The 18,727-nt window shown below is 67.2% G+C and carries 14 protein-coding genes; 9 read left to right on the forward strand and 5 right to left on the reverse strand.

Annotated elements, in window-relative coordinates; translation table 11 throughout:
- Positions 1–63: 63 nt before the first annotated feature.
- From QXH22_RS21565 to QXH22_RS21575, 3 genes are all read right to left on the reverse strand, one after another.
- Positions 64–1,644, reverse strand: coding sequence for a GMC family oxidoreductase (locus QXH22_RS21565; protein ID WP_306276968.1), 1,581 nt, complete (start codon positions 1,642–1,644; stop codon positions 64–66).
- Between the two features lie 64 nt (positions 1,645–1,708).
- A complete protein-coding gene (locus QXH22_RS21570; protein ID WP_306276969.1) occupies positions 1,709–4,339 on the reverse strand; it encodes an AAA family ATPase in 2,631 nt (876 codons plus the stop codon).
- Complete coding sequence (locus QXH22_RS21575) at positions 4,336–5,484, reverse strand: exonuclease SbcCD subunit D (protein WP_306276970.1); 1,149 nt, start codon at positions 5,482–5,484, stop codon at positions 4,336–4,338. The genes QXH22_RS21570 and QXH22_RS21575 overlap by 4 nt, the downstream gene beginning before the upstream one ends.
- Positions 5,485–5,761: 277 nt before the next feature.
- Between QXH22_RS21575 and QXH22_RS21580 the strand changes: the two genes are divergently transcribed.
- Positions 5,762–6,238 carry a histidine phosphatase family protein gene (locus QXH22_RS21580; protein ID WP_306277350.1) on the forward strand — a complete coding sequence of 159 codons (477 nt, stop codon included), beginning with the start codon at positions 5,762–5,764 and terminating at the stop codon, positions 6,236–6,238.
- A 7-nt stretch (positions 6,239–6,245) separates the two neighbouring features.
- Here QXH22_RS21580 and QXH22_RS21585 read toward each other — a convergent pair whose 3' ends face one another.
- On the reverse strand, positions 6,246–6,788 hold the full coding sequence (locus QXH22_RS21585) for a DUF3558 domain-containing protein (protein ID WP_306245296.1): 543 nt from the start codon (positions 6,786–6,788) through the stop codon (positions 6,246–6,248).
- Complete coding sequence (locus tag QXH22_RS21590) at positions 6,785–7,318, reverse strand: DUF3558 domain-containing protein (protein ID WP_306277351.1); 534 nt, start codon at positions 7,316–7,318, stop codon at positions 6,785–6,787. Before QXH22_RS21590 ends, QXH22_RS21585 begins: the two co-directional genes overlap by 4 nt.
- Before the next feature lie 209 nt (positions 7,319–7,527).
- On the opposite strand from QXH22_RS21590, the gene QXH22_RS21595 reads away from it, so the two are divergent.
- From QXH22_RS21595 to QXH22_RS21630, 8 genes are all read left to right on the forward strand, one after another.
- Entirely contained in the window at positions 7,528–9,276 is a 1,749-nt protein-coding gene (locus tag QXH22_RS21595) for an ABC transporter ATP-binding protein (protein WP_306276971.1), read from the forward strand.
- Positions 9,273–11,174: an ABC transporter ATP-binding protein gene (locus QXH22_RS21600; protein ID WP_306276972.1), complete on the forward strand. Its 1,902-nt coding sequence runs from the start codon at positions 9,273–9,275 to the stop codon at positions 11,172–11,174. The genes QXH22_RS21595 and QXH22_RS21600 overlap by 4 nt, the downstream gene beginning before the upstream one ends.
- A gap of 80 nt (positions 11,175–11,254) precedes the next feature.
- Entirely contained in the window at positions 11,255–12,001 is a 747-nt protein-coding gene (locus tag QXH22_RS21605; RefSeq protein WP_371934289.1) for an LppX_LprAFG lipoprotein, read from the forward strand.
- 29 nt (positions 12,002–12,030) lie between these two features.
- Positions 12,031–12,399 (forward strand): DUF4189 domain-containing protein, encoded by a 369-nt coding sequence (locus tag QXH22_RS21610; RefSeq protein WP_306276974.1) that lies wholly within the window; start codon positions 12,031–12,033, stop codon positions 12,397–12,399.
- A gap of 117 nt (positions 12,400–12,516) precedes the next feature.
- On the forward strand, positions 12,517–13,227 hold the full coding sequence (locus tag QXH22_RS21615) for a C39 family peptidase (protein WP_306245305.1): 711 nt from the start codon (positions 12,517–12,519) through the stop codon (positions 13,225–13,227).
- A gap of 340 nt (positions 13,228–13,567) precedes the next feature.
- Positions 13,568–14,728, forward strand: coding sequence for an ATPase/transcriptional regulator EmbR (gene embR / locus QXH22_RS21620; protein WP_306245307.1), 1,161 nt, complete (start codon positions 13,568–13,570; stop codon positions 14,726–14,728).
- Between the two features lie 372 nt (positions 14,729–15,100).
- On the forward strand, positions 15,101–16,936 hold the full coding sequence (locus QXH22_RS21625) for a serine/threonine-protein kinase (protein WP_306245309.1): 1,836 nt from the start codon (positions 15,101–15,103) through the stop codon (positions 16,934–16,936).
- Between the two features lie 79 nt (positions 16,937–17,015).
- Complete coding sequence (locus QXH22_RS21630) at positions 17,016–18,704, forward strand: serine/threonine-protein kinase (RefSeq protein WP_306245310.1); 1,689 nt, start codon at positions 17,016–17,018, stop codon at positions 18,702–18,704.
- The last annotated feature ends 23 nt before the right edge of the window (positions 18,705–18,727 follow it).

The raw sequence follows: 18,727 nt of genomic DNA on the forward strand, positions 1-18,727 counted from the left end.
CGTGCCATCATGCGTGCCATTGTGCACAGATCAGCAGTGCCCGGCACGTCGGTTGGCTGTGCGTTAGCTGCGGATCAGATCGGCGGCCTTCTCCCCGATCAGCACCGAGGGAGCATGGGTGTGCCCGCGAATGGTGCTGGGCATCACTGAGGCGTCGGCGACCCGGAGGTGGTCGACTCCCCGCACCTTGAGCTGCGGGTCCACCACGCTGGCGTCGTCGCTGCCCATCCGGCAGGTGCCCATCGGGTGGTAGAGGGTGTGCGAGCAGAGATTCAGGGCCTGTTCGAGGGTCGCGTCGTCGAGTTGAGCACAGTTGCGTGGCCGCACCACCGGGCCGAGCACGTCGCGCAGCGAGGGGGCCTGGGCCAGTTCCGCGCAGATGCGCAAACCCACCATCATGGCCTCGCGATCCCGGGGGTCGGAGAGATAACGCGGATCGATGAGCGGCTTGTCGTAGGGATCGCCGGAGCGCAGCGTGATCTGGCCGCGGCTTTCGGGGGCCACCAGGATGGGCCCGAAGACGACGCCGTGCCCGGCCGCGGGCTGCAGCGCCTCGTCGTAAAAGGGCGCCGGGGCGAAGATCAGTTCCAGGTCGGGCAACTCGAGATCGGGCCGGCTGCGGACGAATCCGTACGCCTCGCCCACATTGGACGTGAGCATGCCGCGCCGCCGCAGCAGGTAGTTGATCAACTGTTTCGGCTTCTCGGCGGCGAACAGGCTGCCGTCGTCGACGTCGAAACCGACGGGCGTCACCAGGTGGTCGATCAGGTTCTGACCCACCTCGGGTGCGTGGTGCACGACCTCGATGCCGTGCTCGGCCAGTTGGTCACGGTCGCCGATGCCGGAGAGCATGAGCAACTGCGGGCTGTTGACGGCTCCGCCGCAGAGCACCACTTCGCGACGGGCGTGCACCACGTGACTGTGGCCGGCGCGCTGGTATTCCACGCCGACTGCGCGGGTGCCCTCGAAGATGATGCGGGTGGCGGTGGCGTCGGTGAGCAGGGTGAGGTTCTTGCGGCTCATCGCCGGCTTGAGGTAGGCGTCGGACGTGCTGAATCGGGCGCCGCGGCGCTGCGTGACTACGGTTTCGCAAAACCCTTCGGGTGATGACGAATTCGGGCGCGCGGCGGGGTAGCCGCACTCGCGTGTGGCGGCCAGCCAGGCCGCGGTCAGAGGGCGGGGACTGCGCTGGCGGGAGATGTGCAGCGGACCGGTCACCCCGCTGTCGTCACCGCTGACGAAGTGCCAGGCCGCGGTGACGTCCTCGATGCGGCGGAAGTATTCCAGCGCGGCGGAGCCCGACCACTGCTCGTCGGCGCGCCGGGCCCATTCGTCGTAGTCCGCGCCGAAACCGCGCACCCACATCATTGCGTTCATCGACGAGCAGCCACCGAGGACTTTCCCACGGGGCCAATAGATTTGGCGTCCGTCGAGCTCGGGTTGGGGTTCGGTGAGGTAATCCCAGTCGACCTCGGTGCGGAACAGCTTGGAGAAGGCGGCGGGGATTCCGATGAATCTGTTGGTGTCGCCCGGCCCGGCTTCCAACGCCACCACCTCGGTGCCCGCATGAGCGGTGAGCCGATTGATCACCACGGCGCCGGCCGAGCCGGTTCCGATCACTACGTAGTCAGGCTGAATGTCCATCGCCCATCCGTGTGCCGCAGATCCTCACCATGGGCCCGAGTGTATTCCCGCGTGACCGCGATCACTATGCGTTCAGATCGATGCGATGCGCACCCGTGACACCGTCGTATCTGGTGGGGCTGCACGTCAACACGATCACCTGTCCGTGCGCACCCACGCTGTCGAACACCTCGCCCATCTTGGCCAACCGATCGGGGTCGGCGAATCCCAGGGCGTCGTCGACGATGACGGGGACGGTGTCCTCCTTGGCGACCAGTGCCGCGCCCGCCAATCGCGCCAGAATGCCGAGTTGCTCTTTGGCGCCACCCGACAATGACTCATACGGCACGGTGACGCCGCCCAAGGTTCGGTTGAGGATTCGCAGGTCACTGTCGACGTCGATCTCGAACGTCGGACCGAACACCGGGCGCCCGAGCCGCTGCAGTTCGGCGCGATAGGGCTCGACATACCGCTTGCGGGTGTTGTCGCGATGACGGCACATCACCGACCGCAGCAGCTGTGCGGCCCTGGCCCGGTCCCCCACCCGGACGTGCTGGCTGGTGGCCTGTTCGAGCTCCGTCTCGGCGGCGTCGAGCCTTCCCTTTCTCCCCTCGCTGCGCAATACCGCGAGCTCGATGGTGATCTCCTGCAACGCGGCCTGCACGGCATCGCGGCGCTCGCGCAGCGCCTCGGCCTGCTGCTGCGCCTCGGCGAGTTCGGCGGCGATCCGGTCCGGATTCGCGGCGGCCAGGACCTGGTTCAGCTCGGCCAGACGCAGCTCGGCGGTATGAGCCACATGACGCTCGGCCTCGGCCTTGGCCGCCAGCGCATCGTCACTCAACGTCGCCCGCTCACCGGCCAGTCTGGTCACAGCGGCATCGAGTTCGGCGCGTTGAGTAGCGGCGTCGTTACCCAATATCGCAGCCCGCGTGCTGATTTCGGCGAGACGGCGCGTGGCGGCTGTCGCGATCTCGCGCCGGTGTTCGCACTCTTTCTGGGCTATCGAGCGAGCCGCCTCAGCGGCCTCGCGTTCGGCCCGGGCGCTACCGGTGTCGGTGGCGAACAGGTCGGGCTCGGCCGGTTGCCCGGCCTGCAACTGCGCCAGCCTGACGCGCAGTTCGGCGGCGTTCTCATCGCCGCACAGCCCGGCCAGCGTCGCGGTGAGGCGGTCGCGGGTACTGCACAGCTCGCGTCGCCGCTGATGAACCAACCGTGCCGCCGCAACGTCCGCCGCCCCGCCCGCTTCCAGGGCTGCGGCGAGTTCCTGTTGCGCGGCAACATATCTGGCTCGGACGTCGAGGGCGCTCGTGCCCGGGGTGACCCGGGCGGTCAGCACACCGGCGACCTCCACGTCGGTGGGACCGGTGGCGGTGACCGACCAGCTGTGACCGGCCGGCAGCGGGACTCGCTGATCACCGACAGCAAGTTCGATATCGGCGGTAGCGGTGAATTCCACCACCGCGGAGACCATCTCGAGCTGATCGCCGGCCCGGTCGACGGACGCGGCAGCCTGTTCGATGCGGTGCAGCATCTCGTCGGTCAGCACGATTCCGGAGAGCTCCTGGCGGATCGGATCGAGGTCACGTTCGAGTCCGTCGATCTTTGCCAGGCGGGCGCTCACCCGGTCGGCTTCCTCGCGCTCGGCGATTCTGTCGAGGGCCCGGCGCGCAGCTTCGGTGCGCTCCTGCGCCGCGGCCAGAATCGCGACAGCCTCGTGCGCCGCGGCGTCGCAACCCGCGGCTTCACGGGCCGCCGCCGCCTGTTGACTGACGGCCTCTTCGGCTTCGGCGACCAGCGCGGCGATTGTTGCCGCACGGGAGTCGATTTCGGTGATCAGCGCGACACGGCCGGCATGCGCGGCGGCTGAGGCGGTGCTGTTTGCGGCGGCAGCGGCAGCGATCAGCGTGGCCTCGCGCACCTCGTCGGTGAGCGCCTTGACGCGATCGGCGGCGGCCAGCGCCGCGGTGAGCCGCGGCCCGGTGTCCGCACACTGGCGGGCCAGCTCGGCCGATTGCCGCGTCAACTCGGCGTGGCGATGCACCCGATCGTCGACCTCGGCCATTGCCTTCGCACACTCCGCCGCCGCGGCTTGGGCGTCTGCCAGCCGAGTCCGCGCGGCAGCCCACTCCCCGGTCGGGCGGCCGGTAGCGGTGAAATAGCGCGCATATTCGGCGTCGATCCGCTCGATCAGCAGCGGCTCGGTGCCCGACAGCGCGGCGTCGCCAACCGATTGCGAGGCGGCGACGTCGAGAGCACGCGACAACGCGTCGCAACCCGACAAGTCCACCGCGGCAGTCGACGACGATTGCAGCACCCGCTGCGCGCGCCACAGCCCGGTGTCGACCGTCTCGGCCAATATGGCGCGGACCCGCTCGTGCGCTTCGTCGCCGGTGAGTTGTTCGCGGCGCGGCGCCAGCACCGTCAATTCGGTCTCGCACTTCTTGTGGAACCGCTTGCGATAGACGAAACGGTAACGACCACTGCTGATTTCGGCTGTGATCTCCGAGCCGACGTCGGCATTTGCCGGCTTGACCTGCTTGACATCTTTCTTCGTCGAGCGGTCCTTGGATTCCAGCAGCAGATCCAGCGCCTCGATCATCGAGGATTTGCCGATCTCGTTGGCGCCGTAGACCACCACGACGCCGTGATCGGGAAATTCGATCTCGCGGTGGGCGATACCGCGGTAGTTCGCCAGGACCAGCCGGTGCAACTTCATGCCGCACCCCGGTCAGCCAGACGCAGCAGCAAGGCCAGCGCCGCTTGGGCGTCGGCGGCATCGTCGGTTCCCGCACGCGCCGTTGCCACCAACTCCTCGACCGCCGAGGCCGCGAATCCGCCGATGCCGAGGTCGTCGAACTCGCCGTCGGCGGGGATGACGGCCAGATCGGTGTGCCGCTCCCACAGCCCCAGCCAGGCGAACAACCGGGAGTACCTGTCCAGGCAGGCATCGAGCGCCGCGCGGTCGGTGACTGTCAGCGACCCGGTCAATGCCAGGCGCACCACGGTGCGGTCCTTGTCGGGCATCAGGTCCAGATTCACGTCCAGATCGGCGATGCACCGGCTGGTGTCGACCTGGTTGCGCAACGTCAGGAAACGCCACCGGCCGATGTGCCGGGCCTGGACGCTGACCGGGCGCCGCGGATCGGCCTCGTCGATGTCGACGATCAGCACGTGGCCGGGGTTGGCCTCCACGTCGTCGTAGTTGGTCACCTCCGGTGACCCGGAATACCAGACCCGGCCACTGCCGCCAACCTGAGTGAGCGAATGCTTATCGCCCAGCGCGACGTAGTGGATGACGTTGTCCGACAACGCTTTCTCGACGTTAGCGAGCCGGATCAGCGACGGCTTGTCACGGTCGGGGTCGAGCATGTCCACGCCGCCGTGGGCGACCAGGACCCGGGTGGTGCCGTCGGCTGCAAGGCCGTCGAGGACTTCGGCGACCAGATCGGTGGTGGGCGCCTTGGACCGCCACGGCGCCGCGACGATCTGCACACCGGGCCGGATGTCGTGGACGCCGGCCCGGTCCAGCACAACCACGTTGTCCGGGCATTCCGAGGTGAACAGCGCGCCGGTGTAGACCGACGACGCGTCGAGCGGGTCGTGATTGCCCGGCAGCAGGTAGACGGGAATACTGATGGCGCGCATGGCTTCCAGGGACTGCCCGATCACCTGCGGCGCGAGCTGGTTGTGCTCGAACACATCGCCGGACACGACGACGAATTCCGCGCCCACCTCCGTGGCCAGCGCGCCGAGGGCCGCCACCGCGTCGCGGCGGGCTGCCGAATAGCGGGGCTGGGCGTCACCGGCAAGGAAGTGGCGGGTCATGCCCAGTTGCCAGTCGGCGGTGTGTAGGAACCGCATGCCGTGACCCCCCTTCTCAGTGCGTGGTTGGCGTTGCACCGGGAGTGTATGGCTGGGTGCCGACAAGCCCTGGGAACTCGCGCGGAGGGTCTGGGCCTAGTGAGCGGACGCAACCTCTTGCGTCACTCTTATCCCAGCTGCAACCGCAGGCCCGCACGACCGTGCGCAAATGTACGCAGACACGCCGCCGAGGTTGGCATTTTGTGGACCTTCGCCACCGCAGCGCCTCGTGACTAGATACCGTGGGCCGGTGGACGAACGGCGCACCTTGATCCTGATGCGACACGGGAAGTCGGCCTACCCCGACGGGGTCCCCGACCACGAGCGACCGTTGGCGCCGCGAGGTGAGCGTGAGGCCGGACTGGCCGGCGACTGGCTGCGCGCCCAGGCGCCGGCCATCGACGCCGTGCTGTGCTCGACGGCCACCCGCACCCGAGAAACCCTGGCCTGCACCGGCATCGACGCCCCCGTCCGGTTCGTCGGGCGACTGTACGGCGCAGCGCCCGGCACGGTGATCGACGAGATCAACCGGGTCGATGACGACGTCACCGCCCTGCTGATCGTCGGGCACGAACCGACGACATCGTCGGTGGCGCTCATTCTCGCCGACACCCAGACCAGCAACATCGCTGCGGCGGAAAACATCTCGGAGAAATACCCGACGTCGGCACTCGCGGTGCTGCAGGTGTCGGGAAGCTGGTCGTCAGTGGAACCCGGCAGCGCCGCTCTGATCGACTTCCACGTGCCGCGATAGGGCGGTGCTAGGCGTTGGTCGCCAGCGTCAGCTCCATCAACTTGAGGGCCTGCCCACACGCGTCGATACCGGGCGCCTGCGGATTGATCCACCAGCCGACCACCCCCGCGGCGTCGCTGGCCACGCCACACGCGCCGTTGGGATCGTTGGGCCGCATCACAATCGAGTCGATTCCCTGGATCGAGCGGGTCTCGATCTGATACTTCAACCCCTCGGCGACCTTGCGCTCGTTGCTCAAACTGCCCTGTTCGAACCAGAACCGGGTGATGTCGATCAGCCCGGCCGGGTTGGCCGCCTGCCAGCGGCAGATGGCTCCGACGAACGTGCTCTGAATATCGAGCGGATCGGCGCCCACGGTCTTGGCCAGGATGTCGGTGGTCAGGACCTCACATTCCTTGAGCAGGTTCGGATACTGCCGCTCGGAATTGTCGTTGCGCGGCACACCCGCGCCGCCGGCCTTCATGGCCTTGCCGTCGACCGATTTGGAACATCCGGTCAGGACCATCAGTACCGCGATCAGCACCGTCACGGCACGCATCGGCCGGCTCATTTCGAATTCGCTATCGATTGGCGGGCCAGCTCTTTGGCGATATCGCAGGCCGGCGGAAAGGGCTTCTGGCTGAAGCTGACCGACCACTCGATGAAGTCGTCGGAGAACTGGATTCCGACCTCACACAATGAGTCGCCCAGACTCGGTTCGTTGCCGACGGCGATGAACCCGCCGTGACCGTTGATGTTGATGTCCTCGACGCTGGCGCGCGAGAGTTCCTCGGTTTTGCGTTCCCGACCGATCGGGCTGCCGCGGTACCAGGAGAAGGAGAAGTGCGGTCCCGAGATTCCGCCGCCAGCCAGCCACTGGCAGCCCACGGAGTTCTTGGCGGTGTTGACCAGCCCCGCGATCTTGGTCAGCTGCGTCACCGTCTCGTCGGTGACGCCGCCGCACTGCGGGAAGAAGGGGCCGTGCTTGCCCTCGGCGCCGTTCGACGACGACGGAACTGGCCCGCCGGGCTTGTTGTCGCCGGAATTGGAGCAACCCGTGACTCCACCCAGCAGAGTCACCGAGGCGCCAACGGCCACGATTCGCGCCGCCCACTTACGCCGCACTGGGACCCACCCCATTACCCACCCATCTCTTGGGCCGCTGCCGCTCCACACGATGCACTGTAGCCGCAGCCCTGCTGGTCAACCACCGACACGCCACCTGATCAGGCATTTCGGCACAACGCGCAGGTCCGGCCGGGTCTGTTGGTGCGCAGCATTACCTCCACCGGGTGTGACACAGTTACCCCATGCTCCTGGCACTGCTGCGCCAGTACATCCTGCCGTATCGCGCATTCGTGGCGGTGTTGATGGTGCTGCAGTCGATCAGCACCCTGGCTTCGCTGTACCTTCCCACCGTCAACGCCGCGATCATCGACGACGGCGTCTCCAAGGGCGACACGACCACCATCATGCGGTTGGGGGTGGTGATGCTGGTGGTCACCGGCCTGCAGGCGGCGTGTGCGGTCGGTGCCACCTACTTCGGCTCGCGCACCGGAACCGGGTTCGGCCGGGACCTGCGCGCGGCGATGTTCGACCAGGTGCTGCGTTTCTCCGAGCATGAGACGGCCCGCTTCGGGGCGCCGTCACTGTTGACCCGCAGCACCAACGACGTCCGGCAGATCGTGTTCCTGGTGCAGACGAGCGCCACCGTGCTGGTGACCGCGCCGATCATGTGCGTCGGCGGCGTCATCATGGCCATCCACCAGGAGGCGGCGTTGACCTGGCTGCTGCTGGTCAGCGTTCCCGTCATGGCATCCGCCAACTACTGGATCATTTCGCACATGCTGCCGATGTTCCGCAGCATGCAACGCCTGATCGACGGGATCAACCGGGTTATGCGCGATCAACTCTCCGGTGTGCGGGTGGTCCGGGCGTTCACTCGCGAAGGTTTCGAGCGCGACCGGTTCGCCCGGGCCAACATGGCGCTGTCGAATGCCGCACTGGGCGCCGGCAACTGGCAGGCACTGATGCTGCCGGTGACCACCCTGACCATCAACCTGTCCAGCGTCGCGCTGATCTGGTTCGGCGGTCTGCGCATCGACGCGGGCCAGATGCAGGTCGGATCGCTGATTGCGTTCCTGGCGTATTTCGCCCAGATTCTGATGGCGGTCCTGATGGCGACGATGACGCTGGTGGTCCTGCCGCGGGCGTCGGTGTGCGCCGAACGCATCACCGAAGTGCTGGACACCGAACCCGCGATCACCAGCCCGCCGCAGCCCCGGTTCCCGGCGCATCCGATCCGTGGCCTGGTTCGTCTGGACGGCCTGACCTTCACCTATCCGGGCGCTGATTATCCAGTGCTGCAAAACATCTCATTGACCGCCCGGCCCGGTACCACGACCGCGATCGTCGGCAGCACCGGTTCGGGCAAATCGACGCTGGTGTCGCTGATCTGCCGCCTCTACGACGCCACCGCCGGCACCGTCACGATCGACGGCATCGACGTGCGCGACTATGACACCGAGCGGCTGTGGGCAGCGATCGGTCTGGTACCCCAGCGCGGGTACCTGTTCACCGGCACCGTCGCCGACAACCTGCGCTATGGGGCGGTGCCCGGACAACCCGTCACCGACGAGCAGATGTGGGAGGCGTTGCGCATCGCTGCCGCAGCGGAATTCGTGCGTCCGCACGGGCTGCAGATGCGCGTCGCCCAGGGCGGGATCAACTTCTCCGGCGGCCAGCGTCAGCGGTTGGCGATCGCGCGGGCCGTGATTCGCCGCCCCGCGGTCTACCTGTTCGACGACGCGTTCTCGGCGCTCGATGTGCACACTGACGCCCAGGTGCGCAAGAGTCTGCGCGAGGAGGCCGGCGAGGCGACCATCATCATTGTCACACAAAGGATTTCGACTGCCGCCCAGGCTGACGAGGTGATCGTGGTCGACAAGGGCGGCATCGTCGGCGCAGGCAGCCACGAAGCGTTGCTGACCGGGTGCGCCACCTACGCCGAGTTCGCCGCCTCCCAATCGGTGAGCGCCGCAGTGGGAGGCGTGCAGTGAGCGCCCCGATGAGCGCACGCCCCCGCGGCGCGGCCCCGGCGCCGCCCAACATGCGCTCGCGGGACTTCTGGGGATCGGCGCGCCGGCTGCTGGGACGACTGACTCCGCATCGCGGGTTGAGCGTCGCCGTCATCTCGCTCGGGATCGTCGGAACCGCTATCGGCGTGGTCGTGCCCCGAATCCTCGGACACGCAACCGATCTGCTGTTCAACGGCGTGATCGGCCGCCGGCTGCCGCCGGGCATCAGCAAGGCCCAGGCGGTGGCGGCGGCCCGGGCACGCGGTGACAACGCCTTCGCGGACCTGTTGTCCGGGATGAACGTGGTGCCCGGCCATGGAGTGGACTTCGGCGCGGTGGGACGCACCTTGCTGCTGGCACTGGTGCTGTATCTGATTGTCGCCGCGATGCTTTGGGGCCAGGCGCGGCTGCTGAACATCACCGTGCAGCGGACCGTCACCAGGTTGCGTGCCGACGTGGAGGACAAATTGCACCGCCTGCCGCTGTCCTACTTCGACCGGCAACAGCGCGGCGAGCTGCTCAGCCGGGTCACCAACGACATCGACAACATGCAGACCTCGCTGTCGATGACCATCAGCCAGCTGGTGACGTCGATTCTCACCGTGCTCGGCGTGCTCGTCATGATGGTGTGGATTTCGCCGCTGCTGGCACTGATCACCGTGTTCACGGTTCCGCTCTCCCTGTTGGCAACCCGCGCGATCACCCGCCGTTCCAAGCAGCTGTTCATGGCGCACTGGACCAGCACCGGACGTCTCAACGCCCACATCGAAGAGACCTACAGCGGCTTCACGGTGGTCAAGACGTTCGGCCACCAGGCCGCCGCGCGTGCACAGTTCCACCAGCTCAACGACGATGTCTACCGGGCCAGCTTCGGCGCCCAGTTCTTCTCCGGATTGGTGGCGCCGGCAACGGGTTTCATCGGCAACCTCGGTTACGTCGCGGTCGCCGTCGTCGGTGGCCTGCAGATCGCCGCGGGGCAGATCACGCTGGGCAGCATTCAGGCGTTCATCCAGTACGTGCGGCAGTTCAACACCCCGGTGGGCCAGGTCGCCGGGATGTACAACACCCTGCAGTCCGGGGTGGCCAGCGCGGAGCGGGTGTTCGAGTTGCTCGACGAGCCGGAGGAGCCGGCCGACCGGCAACCCACGCCGGTTTCGCCGGGACCTGGACGGGTCGAGTTCGAGCACGTGAGTTTCGCTTACCGGCCTGACCATCCGGTGATCCACGACCTGTCGCTGGTGGCCGAGCCGGGCAGCACGGTCGCCATCGTGGGTCCGACCGGCGCCGGCAAGACGACGTTGGTGAATCTGCTGATGCGGTTCTACGACGTCGATTCTGGCCGGATACTGATCGACGACGTCGACATCGCGACCCTGAACCGCCAGGCGCTGCGTTCCCGCATCGGCATGGTGCTGCAGGACACCTGGCTGTTCGACGGGACGATCGAGGAGAACATCGCCTACGGTCGCCCCGACGCCAGCCCGGCCGAGATCGTGGCGGCGGCACAGGCGGCGTATGTCGACCGGTTCGTGCACACGCTGCCGGCCGGCTACCAGACTCCGATCAGCGGGGGCGGCGGCAACATCAGCGTCGGCGAGAAACAACTGATCACCATCGCCCGGGCCTTCCTGGCCCGCCCGCAGCTGCTGATCCTGGACGAAGCCACCAGCTCCGTCGACACCCGCACCGAACTGCTGATCGCCCGGGCCACCCGCGAACTTCGTCGCGATCGCACCAGTTTCATTATCGCCCATCGCCTTTCGACTATTCGCGACGCCGATCGCATCGTCGTCGTGCAGGGCGGCAGGATCGCCGAACAAGGCAGTCACACCGAACTACTGGCACGCCGCGGCGCCTACTACGAAATGACCCGGGCCTGAGCCAGACTGCTCAGACGGCTCTCCACATCGACCCCGCCTCACTAAGCTCGGTGGTCGGCCGTCGGGCCAGACAATAGGAGATGTCGATGAAGCCTCGTCTCTACCGGCAACTGATCGCCGCAGTCGCTGTCGCGTTCGCCGTCGTTATCACCGTCGGTGGATGCGGAAGCAAACCGTCGAACGGCGCCAAGAGTCCCGGCAGCACGGCCAACGCCACCAGTGGAGAGGCGGCGACCCTGCTCAAGCAGGCCGCCGAGGTGATGCGCAAGACCACCGGCATGCACGTCGCCGTCGCAGTCGACGGTGATGTGCCCAACATGCGAGTGACCAAGCTCGACGGCGACGTCTCCAATACGCCACAGACGGTCGCCAGGGGCGTGGCCACGGTACTGGTGGGCAGCAACGCCGAAGAAGCCCAATTCGTCTTCGTCGACGGGCACCTCTACTCCGACCTCGGACAGCCGGGGACGTACACCGACTTCGGCAACGGCGCCTCGATCTACAACGTCTCGGTGCTGCTGGATCCCGACAAAGGCCTGGCCAACCTGCTGGCCAACCTCAAGAACGGTGCCGTGGCCGGCAGCCAGCAGGTGAACGGCGTCGCAACCACCAAGATCACCGGCAACTCGTCAGCGGCCGACATCGCCACACTGGCCGGCACCCGGGTGACCGACGAGACCGTCTCGACGGTGCCGACCACCGTGTGGACCGCGTCGGACGGTTCCTCTCACCTGGTGCAGATCCAAATCTCCCCGACCGCAAACACTTCGGTGACGCTGACCATGTCCGACTGGGGCAAACAGGTCACCGCGACCAAACCCGTCTAGCCCAGGCTCTCGGAAAGGTAGGACTTCCCATGACGACGACCACCCGTCGACGGCGATTGGCGGTCGCCGCCGCCCACATGGCTGCCGCCGCCGCCCTTGCCATCACGCTGGCGCCCACCGCCGCGGCGGCCGACTCTTACGGTGCGATCGCCTACTCCGCCAACGGTTCCTGGGGACGATCGCACGCCTACCCCACCAAAGCCGCCGCCGAAGCGACGGCAGTGAAGTCCTGCGCCTACCCCGACTGCAAGGTCCTGACCACCTTCACCGCGTGCGGGGCCGTGGCGGCCAAGGACCACGAATACAAGGGCGGCACCGGGGCGGACCTGAGCGCTGCGATGAAAGACGCCTTGAGCAAGCTGCCGGGCGGTTACATCGACACCTGGGCCTGCAACTGAAGCCTCTGGCCGTTGGTCACTCCAAGAATCCGTGGAGATAACAAAAAGGCCACCATTCGATTCTTTGTTCAGCACGGCTTCCGCAGAAGGCGGAGCACGAGAGCAAAGGACACGAGCATGAAGAGCCTCAAGGTCTCCTCGATCGCGAAGACCGCCCTGCTGGCCGCCGCCGCCGGCGTCATGGCGCTGGGGTTGGCCGGCCCGGCCGAGGCTGGCACGGGCACCATGTACGGCGACCCGACCGCCGTCGCCAAGTACTGGGTTCACCAGAACTACGACGACTGCGCCATCATGTCCAGCGCCGATGTGGTCGGCCAGATCACCGGCAAGCTGCCCTCGGAGCGGTCCATCATCAAGGTCGCCCAGTCCACCCCGAGCGCAACGCACCCGGGCTCGATCTACGTCAAGCCCGCGGACAAGAACGACCCCAACTCCGGCATGGGCACCGACCCGGACGACCTGCCGACCCTTTTGGCGCACTACGGAATCCACGCGACCAACACCGACGCGGACACGGCCGGCAAGACCGGTGTCGCCACCGGCATGGAAGCCCTCGAGCAGTACCTCGGCAGCGGTCACGCCGTCATCGTCGGACTCAACGCCGAGATGATCTGGAACCAGCCGATCGAGAACACCGGTAAGGACGGGCAGCCGCGCGCCGACCACGCCGTGGTGGTGACCGGTGTCGACACCGGCAAGGGCATCGTGCACCTCAACGACAGCGGCAGCAAGAACGGCAAAGACGAGCAGATCCCGATGGCCGTGTTCGTCAAGGCATGGGCCACCAGCCACAACTTCATGAGCGTCACCCAGGAGACGCGCAAGTGATCTGATGCCTCCGCGGGCAGCCGACCAATCCGGTTGACTGCCCGCTTTGGCGTGCTGATCCGCCGATCATATTGTGCTTCAGCATGATTGCCGTGCGTTCCGGAAGATCGCATTGGCGCGAACGGCTTTTCAATCGATCGACGAGAGCTCGGCGGTTAGCGACGTGCACCAGCCGGGAGGGCCGGATCCGCGAACTTCACCCGTGCATGACGCACAATAACAAGCTGTACGGCACCCAGGGTTTACAAGACCGACAACGATGAAGACACAATAATGAAGGAACAAGGTCCCGTGCCGGCACTTCTAATCGGAGGGCACAGGCGACCGCGGAGGACCCGGAATGGCTGGTAGCGCGATGATGGACACACATCTCGAGTTCGGTGTGCTCGGACCGCTGGAGATGAAGATCGACGGGGGCTTGGTCTCCCTCGGCACACCCAAGCAGCGTGCCGTGCTGGCCATGCTGGTGATCAACCGGAACCGGCCCGTCGGAGTCGACACGCTGATCACCGCCCTGTGGGACGAGTGGCCCCCCTCGGGTGCGCGGGCCAGCATCCACTCCTACGTGTCGAACCTGCGCAAGCTGGTCGGCGCCGCCGGCGTCGATCCCCGGCTGGTGCTGGCCGCGGCACCACCCGGATACCGGCTCACCATCCCCGAAAACACCTGCGATCTCGGGCGGTTCATCGCCGAGAAGACCGCGGGTGTCCATGCCGCCGCCGCGGGCAGCTTCGAACAGGCCAGCCGGCATCTGTCGGCGGCGCTCAAGGAATGGCGCGGACCGGTGCTGGACGACTTGCGGGACTTCCCGTTCGTGGACTCGTTCGCCACCGCCCTGGTCGAGGACAAGATCATCGCGCACACCGCCAAGGCGGAAGCCGAGATCGCCTGCGGACGGGCATCGGCGGTGATCACCGAACTCGAGGCGCTGACCGTGGAGCACCCCTACCGGGAGCCGTTGTGGGCGCAGCTGATCACGGCGTACTACCTCACCGACCGCCAATCCGACGCCCTCAACGCCTACCGCCGGGTCAAGACGACGCTGGCTGACGACCTCGGGATCGATCCGGGCCCGACGCTGCGGGCGCTCAACGAGAAGATCCTGCGCCAGGAGACCCTGGACGTGAAGCAGAACGCCAAGGTGACCGCCGTAGGAACGGTCACCGTGCTGGACAAGCGCACCATGGCCGCCACTCAGAAGGTGGCAGCGTACCTGCGCGACGTTGCCACCGGGCGCGACTACCCGCTGCGTTCGGCGGCGACCCGGATCGGCCGCCTCAGCGACAACGACATCGTTCTGGACAGCGCGAACGTCAGCCGCCACCATGCGGTCATCGTCGACACCGGGACGAACTACATCATCAACGACCTGCGGTCCTCCAACGGTGTGCACGTGCGGCACCAGCGGATCCGCACCGCGGCCACCATTCACGACGGCGACCACATCCGGATCTGCGACCACGAGTTCACCTTCCAGATCGCCGCGCACACCCAGGCCTGAGCCGGTGGCCGGCTGGCACGTGAATGTGGCTGGCTCACAAGCACTTTGATGCGCATTGAGGCGGGTCGCGGCTGCCCGCGCCGGCCGGTACGGCAGCGAAGTGACCAGCGGCCACATCAGCGGGGGCATTACCATTCGCCGCAACCGTTTTCGCGGTCAACGGCGATTGCGTTCCTGTCGGAGCCGACCGGTACCGTCACCCCCACAGGAAAATGTGCCGTTTTTCGGGTCGGTGTGTTGGCAGTCTTATTGGCAAGCGCCCACCGTCCCGATTACCGTCATGGTTGCTGAGGCCGGTGGTTGCGCTCCATGCGATACCTGAAGGCTGTTGATAGTGTCGGCGGGATTCGGGTTGGTTGAGGAGGATCAGCGATGAGCGAGGCACCAGACTCGCGGGTGGGCTCGATGTTCGGGCCCTACCACCTCAAGCGGTTGCTGGGCCGCGGCGGGATGGGCGAGGTCTACGAGGCCGAGCACACCGTCAAGGAGTGGACGGTCGCCGTCAAGCTGATGACCGCGGAATTCAGCAAGGACCCGGTGTTCCGCGAGCGGATGAAGCGCGAAGCCCGCATCGCCGGTCGCCTGCAGGAACCCCACGTCGTGCCGATCCACGACTACGGCGAGATCGACGGCCAGATGTACCTCGAGATGCGCATGATCGAGGGCACCGACCTCGACAGCGTCCTCAAGCGTTTCGGTCCACTCACCCCGCCGCGCGCGGTCGCGATCATCACCCAGATCGCCTCGGCACTCGATGCCGCCCACGCCGCCGGGGTCATGCACCGCGACGTCAAACCGCCCAACATCCTGGTCACCCGCGACGACTTCGCCTACCTCGTGGACTTCGGCATCGCCAGCGCCACCACCGACGAGAAACTCACCCAGCTGGGCACCGCCGTCGGCACCTGGAAATACATGGCGCCCGAACGGTTTTCCAACGACGAGGTGACCTACCGCGCCGACATCTACGCGCTGGCGTGCGTGCTCTACGAATGCCTCACCGGCAGCCCGCCATATCGCGCCGACAGCGCGACGACGCTGGTTACCGCGCACCTGATGGACCCGGTGCCGCAGGTCAGCGCCGCGCGTGCGGGCATCCCCAAGGGTTTCGACGCGGTCATCGCCCGCGGCATGGCCAAGAGGCCTGAAGACCGCTACGCCAGCGCGGGAGACTTCGCGCGGGCCGCGCACGACGCGCTGAGCGACCCGGACCAGGACCACGCCGAGGACATCCTGCGCCGCAGCCGTGAATCGACGCTGCCGGGCACCGCGGTGGCGCCGTCGGTGCCCACCGGCGGTCAGCAGCCGGGCACGCCGCCGCCTCCGCAGTACTCGCCGCCGCCGGCGTACGGCGACCCGATCGGCTCGGGGCCGATGCAACGACAGTCGCCGACGAATACGCCGTCGTGGACTCCCGCGAGCGGCCCCATTCCGGCGAGCGGCCCGATCCCTGCCCAGGGCCAGCCCACCCAGGCGCCGCAGTATTTCGGGCAGAGCGGTGGCTGGGGCGGTACGCCGTCCGGTCCGCAGCAGCCCGGCGGCCCGCCGAACTGGAACCAGGGTGGTCCGCCCTCGGGCGGCAAACGCAGTCCCTGGCCGATCGTGGCCGGTGCCGCCGCGGTCGTCGTGGTGCTGATTCTCGCGGGGGTCGGCATCTGGTTGGCCACCCGGCCGAGCGACAACACACCGGCGAGCGACACGAGCACGTCGGCCACGGCCACCTCCGGCAAACCGACCACCACCAAGAGTTCACCTTCGACCACCACTTCCGGTGGTGACCCGCAGAGCAGGCTGCTCTCGATGCTGCCCTCCGGCTACCCCACCGGCACGTGCACACCGACCACACCGAAGCCGAACAGTGTGTGGACCGGCACCATCGCGATGGTCGACTGCGGGCAGAACACCAACCAGGGTGGTCCGAGCCGCGCGATCTACGGGCTGTTCCCCAACCTCGATGCGCTGAAGCAGGCCTTCAACGACGACATCGCGGCGGTTCAGTTGGCGAACTGCCCCGGCGAGGGACCCTCGCCGGACGGCTGGCACTACGACCGGGACCCGACGGTCACGGCCGGGATGATCGCCTGCGGCACGTACAAGAACCACCCGAACGTGATCTGGAGTAATGAGGGCAAGCTCATGCTCAGTGACGTCTTCGGGGACCCCGCGACCATCGACGACCTGCACAACTGGTGGGCCAAGTACGGCTGACCGAAGCCGCGCGAGAGACTGCCGATCAGCCGCATAAGCGTCCAATGTTCAAGCGGCACAACGCTACTGGATGGCCGCGATGAGCGAGGCGCCGGGCTCGCGGGCTGGGTCGACGTTCGGGCCCTACCACCTCAAGCGGTTGCTGGGCCGCGGCGGGATGGGCGAGGTCTACGAGGCCGAGCATTCGGTCAAAGGCTGGACCGTCGCGGTCAAGCTCATGTCCGAAACCGTGAGCAGCGACCCGGTGTTCCGCGAACGGATGAAGCGTGAGGCACGCATCGCGGGGCGACTGAAGGAACCGCACGTCGTGCCGATCCACGACTACGGCGAGATCGACGGGCAGATGTTCCTCGAGATGCGCCTCATCGAGGGCACCGACCTCGACAGCCTGCTTACCCGCTACGGCCCCTTGCCGGCGCCGCGCGCCGTCGCCGTCATCACCCAGATCGCCTCCGCGCTCGACGCCGCCCACGCCGCCGGGGTGATGCACCGGGACGTCAAACCGCCGAACATTCTGGTCACCCGCAAGGACTTCGCCTACCTCGTGGACTTCGGCATCGCCAGCGCCACCACCGACGAGAAGATCACTCAACTCGGCACCGCGGTGGGCACGTGGAAATACATGGCGCCCGAACGATTCTCCAGCGACGACATCACTCACCGGGCCGATATCTACGCGCTGGCCTGCGTGCTGTTCGAGTGCTTGACCGGCAGTGCGCCATACCCGTCCGACAATGCCGGGGTACTGATCAGCGCCCACATGATCAACCCCATCCCGCGCCCCAGCGCCGCGGGACCCGATGTCCCCAGGTCCCTGGACGCCGTCGTCGCACGCGGCATGGCCAAGCGGCCGGCGGACCGCTACGGCAGCGCCGGTGAGCTGGCGCGGGCCGCGCACCAGGCACTCAGTCACCCCGACCAGGAAAACGCCGCCGCCATCGTGCGCCGCAGCCAGGAATCCGCCATCCCGGAAGGGCTACTGAATCCGCCTCCGGCGCAGCGATTTTCGCCTCCCGGCCCGGTCGCGCCGGTGCGGCCGCCGGCGCCCCTTCTGGCCGGTCCACCAGGTCCCCTGAACCCTCCGGCGCCGGCCCCGGCATCTACCGGCCCATGGCATCCCACCAACCCGCCTGCGCCACCACCCGGCCGCAGCCCGTGGGCGATTGTCGCCCTCGTCGCCGCCGTCATCCTGGTGGTCATGCTGGGCGGTATCGGCATCTGGGCACTCAACAAGGACGACGACAAACCGCAGACCTCCGCAAAGCGGACCACCACCACCCGGGCCACCACGTCGACCAGCACCCGGACCACGACGGCGCCGTCCACTACGGCACCGCCGCAGGCGCAGACCCGGTTGATGAGTCTGCTCCCGGCGGGCTATCCCGCCGGAGCCTGCACGCCGGACACCAAAACGATGCCGGGAGCCCTGGTCTCGGTGTCGTGCGGGCAGAACACCGACCCGAACGGCCCGAAAGTCTCTGCCTACGGGCTGTTCCCCGACGTGGCGTCGCTCAAGAGCGCCTTTACCGCATTCACCGGCACCTTCAGCCTTCAGCAGTGTCCGGGCGGCAAAGCGTCCCCCGGCAATTGGTGGCATACCCAGGATCCGAAAACGGTCCTGGGGCAGATGGCTTGCGGTATCTACAAGGGCAGCGATCCGCAGGTGATGTGGAGCAACGAACAGACGCTGGTCTATGCCCTCGTCGGTGGGAAGCAGCAGGTGCCCAGCCTCGACCAGCTCTACAAGTGGTGGGCCAAGCACTCATAGGCCGATCGCCGTAGCATCACGGA

It is taken from the genome of Mycobacterium sp. TY814, from assembly GCF_030755175.1.
Lineage (GTDB): Bacteria > Actinomycetota > Actinomycetes > Mycobacteriales > Mycobacteriaceae > Mycobacterium.

Bases quoted from the DNA above. Each gene is read 5' to 3' on its own strand.
- QXH22_RS21565 (WP_306276968.1), bottom strand. From the start codon at position 1,644: ATGGACATTCAGCCTGACTACGTAGTGATCGGAACCGGCTCGGCCGGC.
- QXH22_RS21570 (WP_306276969.1), bottom strand. From the start codon at position 4,339: ATGAAGTTGCACCGGCTGGTCCTGGCGAACTACCGCGGTATCGCCCAC.
- QXH22_RS21575 (WP_306276970.1), bottom strand. From the start codon at position 5,484: ATGCGGTTCCTACACACCGCCGACTGGCAACTGGGCATGACCCGCCAC.
- QXH22_RS21580 (WP_306277350.1), top strand. From the start codon at position 5,762: ATGCGACACGGGAAGTCGGCCTACCCCGACGGGGTCCCCGACCACGAG.
- QXH22_RS21585 (WP_306245296.1), bottom strand. From the start codon at position 6,788: ATGAGCCGGCCGATGCGTGCCGTGACGGTGCTGATCGCGGTACTGATG.
- QXH22_RS21595 (WP_306276971.1), top strand. From the start codon at position 7,528: ATGCTCCTGGCACTGCTGCGCCAGTACATCCTGCCGTATCGCGCATTC.
- QXH22_RS21605 (WP_371934289.1), top strand. From the start codon at position 11,255: ATGTCGATGAAGCCTCGTCTCTACCGGCAACTGATCGCCGCAGTCGCT.
- QXH22_RS21610 (WP_306276974.1), top strand. From the start codon at position 12,031: ATGACGACGACCACCCGTCGACGGCGATTGGCGGTCGCCGCCGCCCAC.
- QXH22_RS21615 (WP_306245305.1), top strand. From the start codon at position 12,517: ATGAAGAGCCTCAAGGTCTCCTCGATCGCGAAGACCGCCCTGCTGGCC.
- embR (WP_306245307.1), top strand. From the start codon at position 13,568: ATGGCTGGTAGCGCGATGATGGACACACATCTCGAGTTCGGTGTGCTC.
- QXH22_RS21625 (WP_306245309.1), top strand. From the start codon at position 15,101: ATGAGCGAGGCACCAGACTCGCGGGTGGGCTCGATGTTCGGGCCCTAC.
- QXH22_RS21630 (WP_306245310.1), top strand. From the start codon at position 17,016: ATGAGCGAGGCGCCGGGCTCGCGGGCTGGGTCGACGTTCGGGCCCTAC.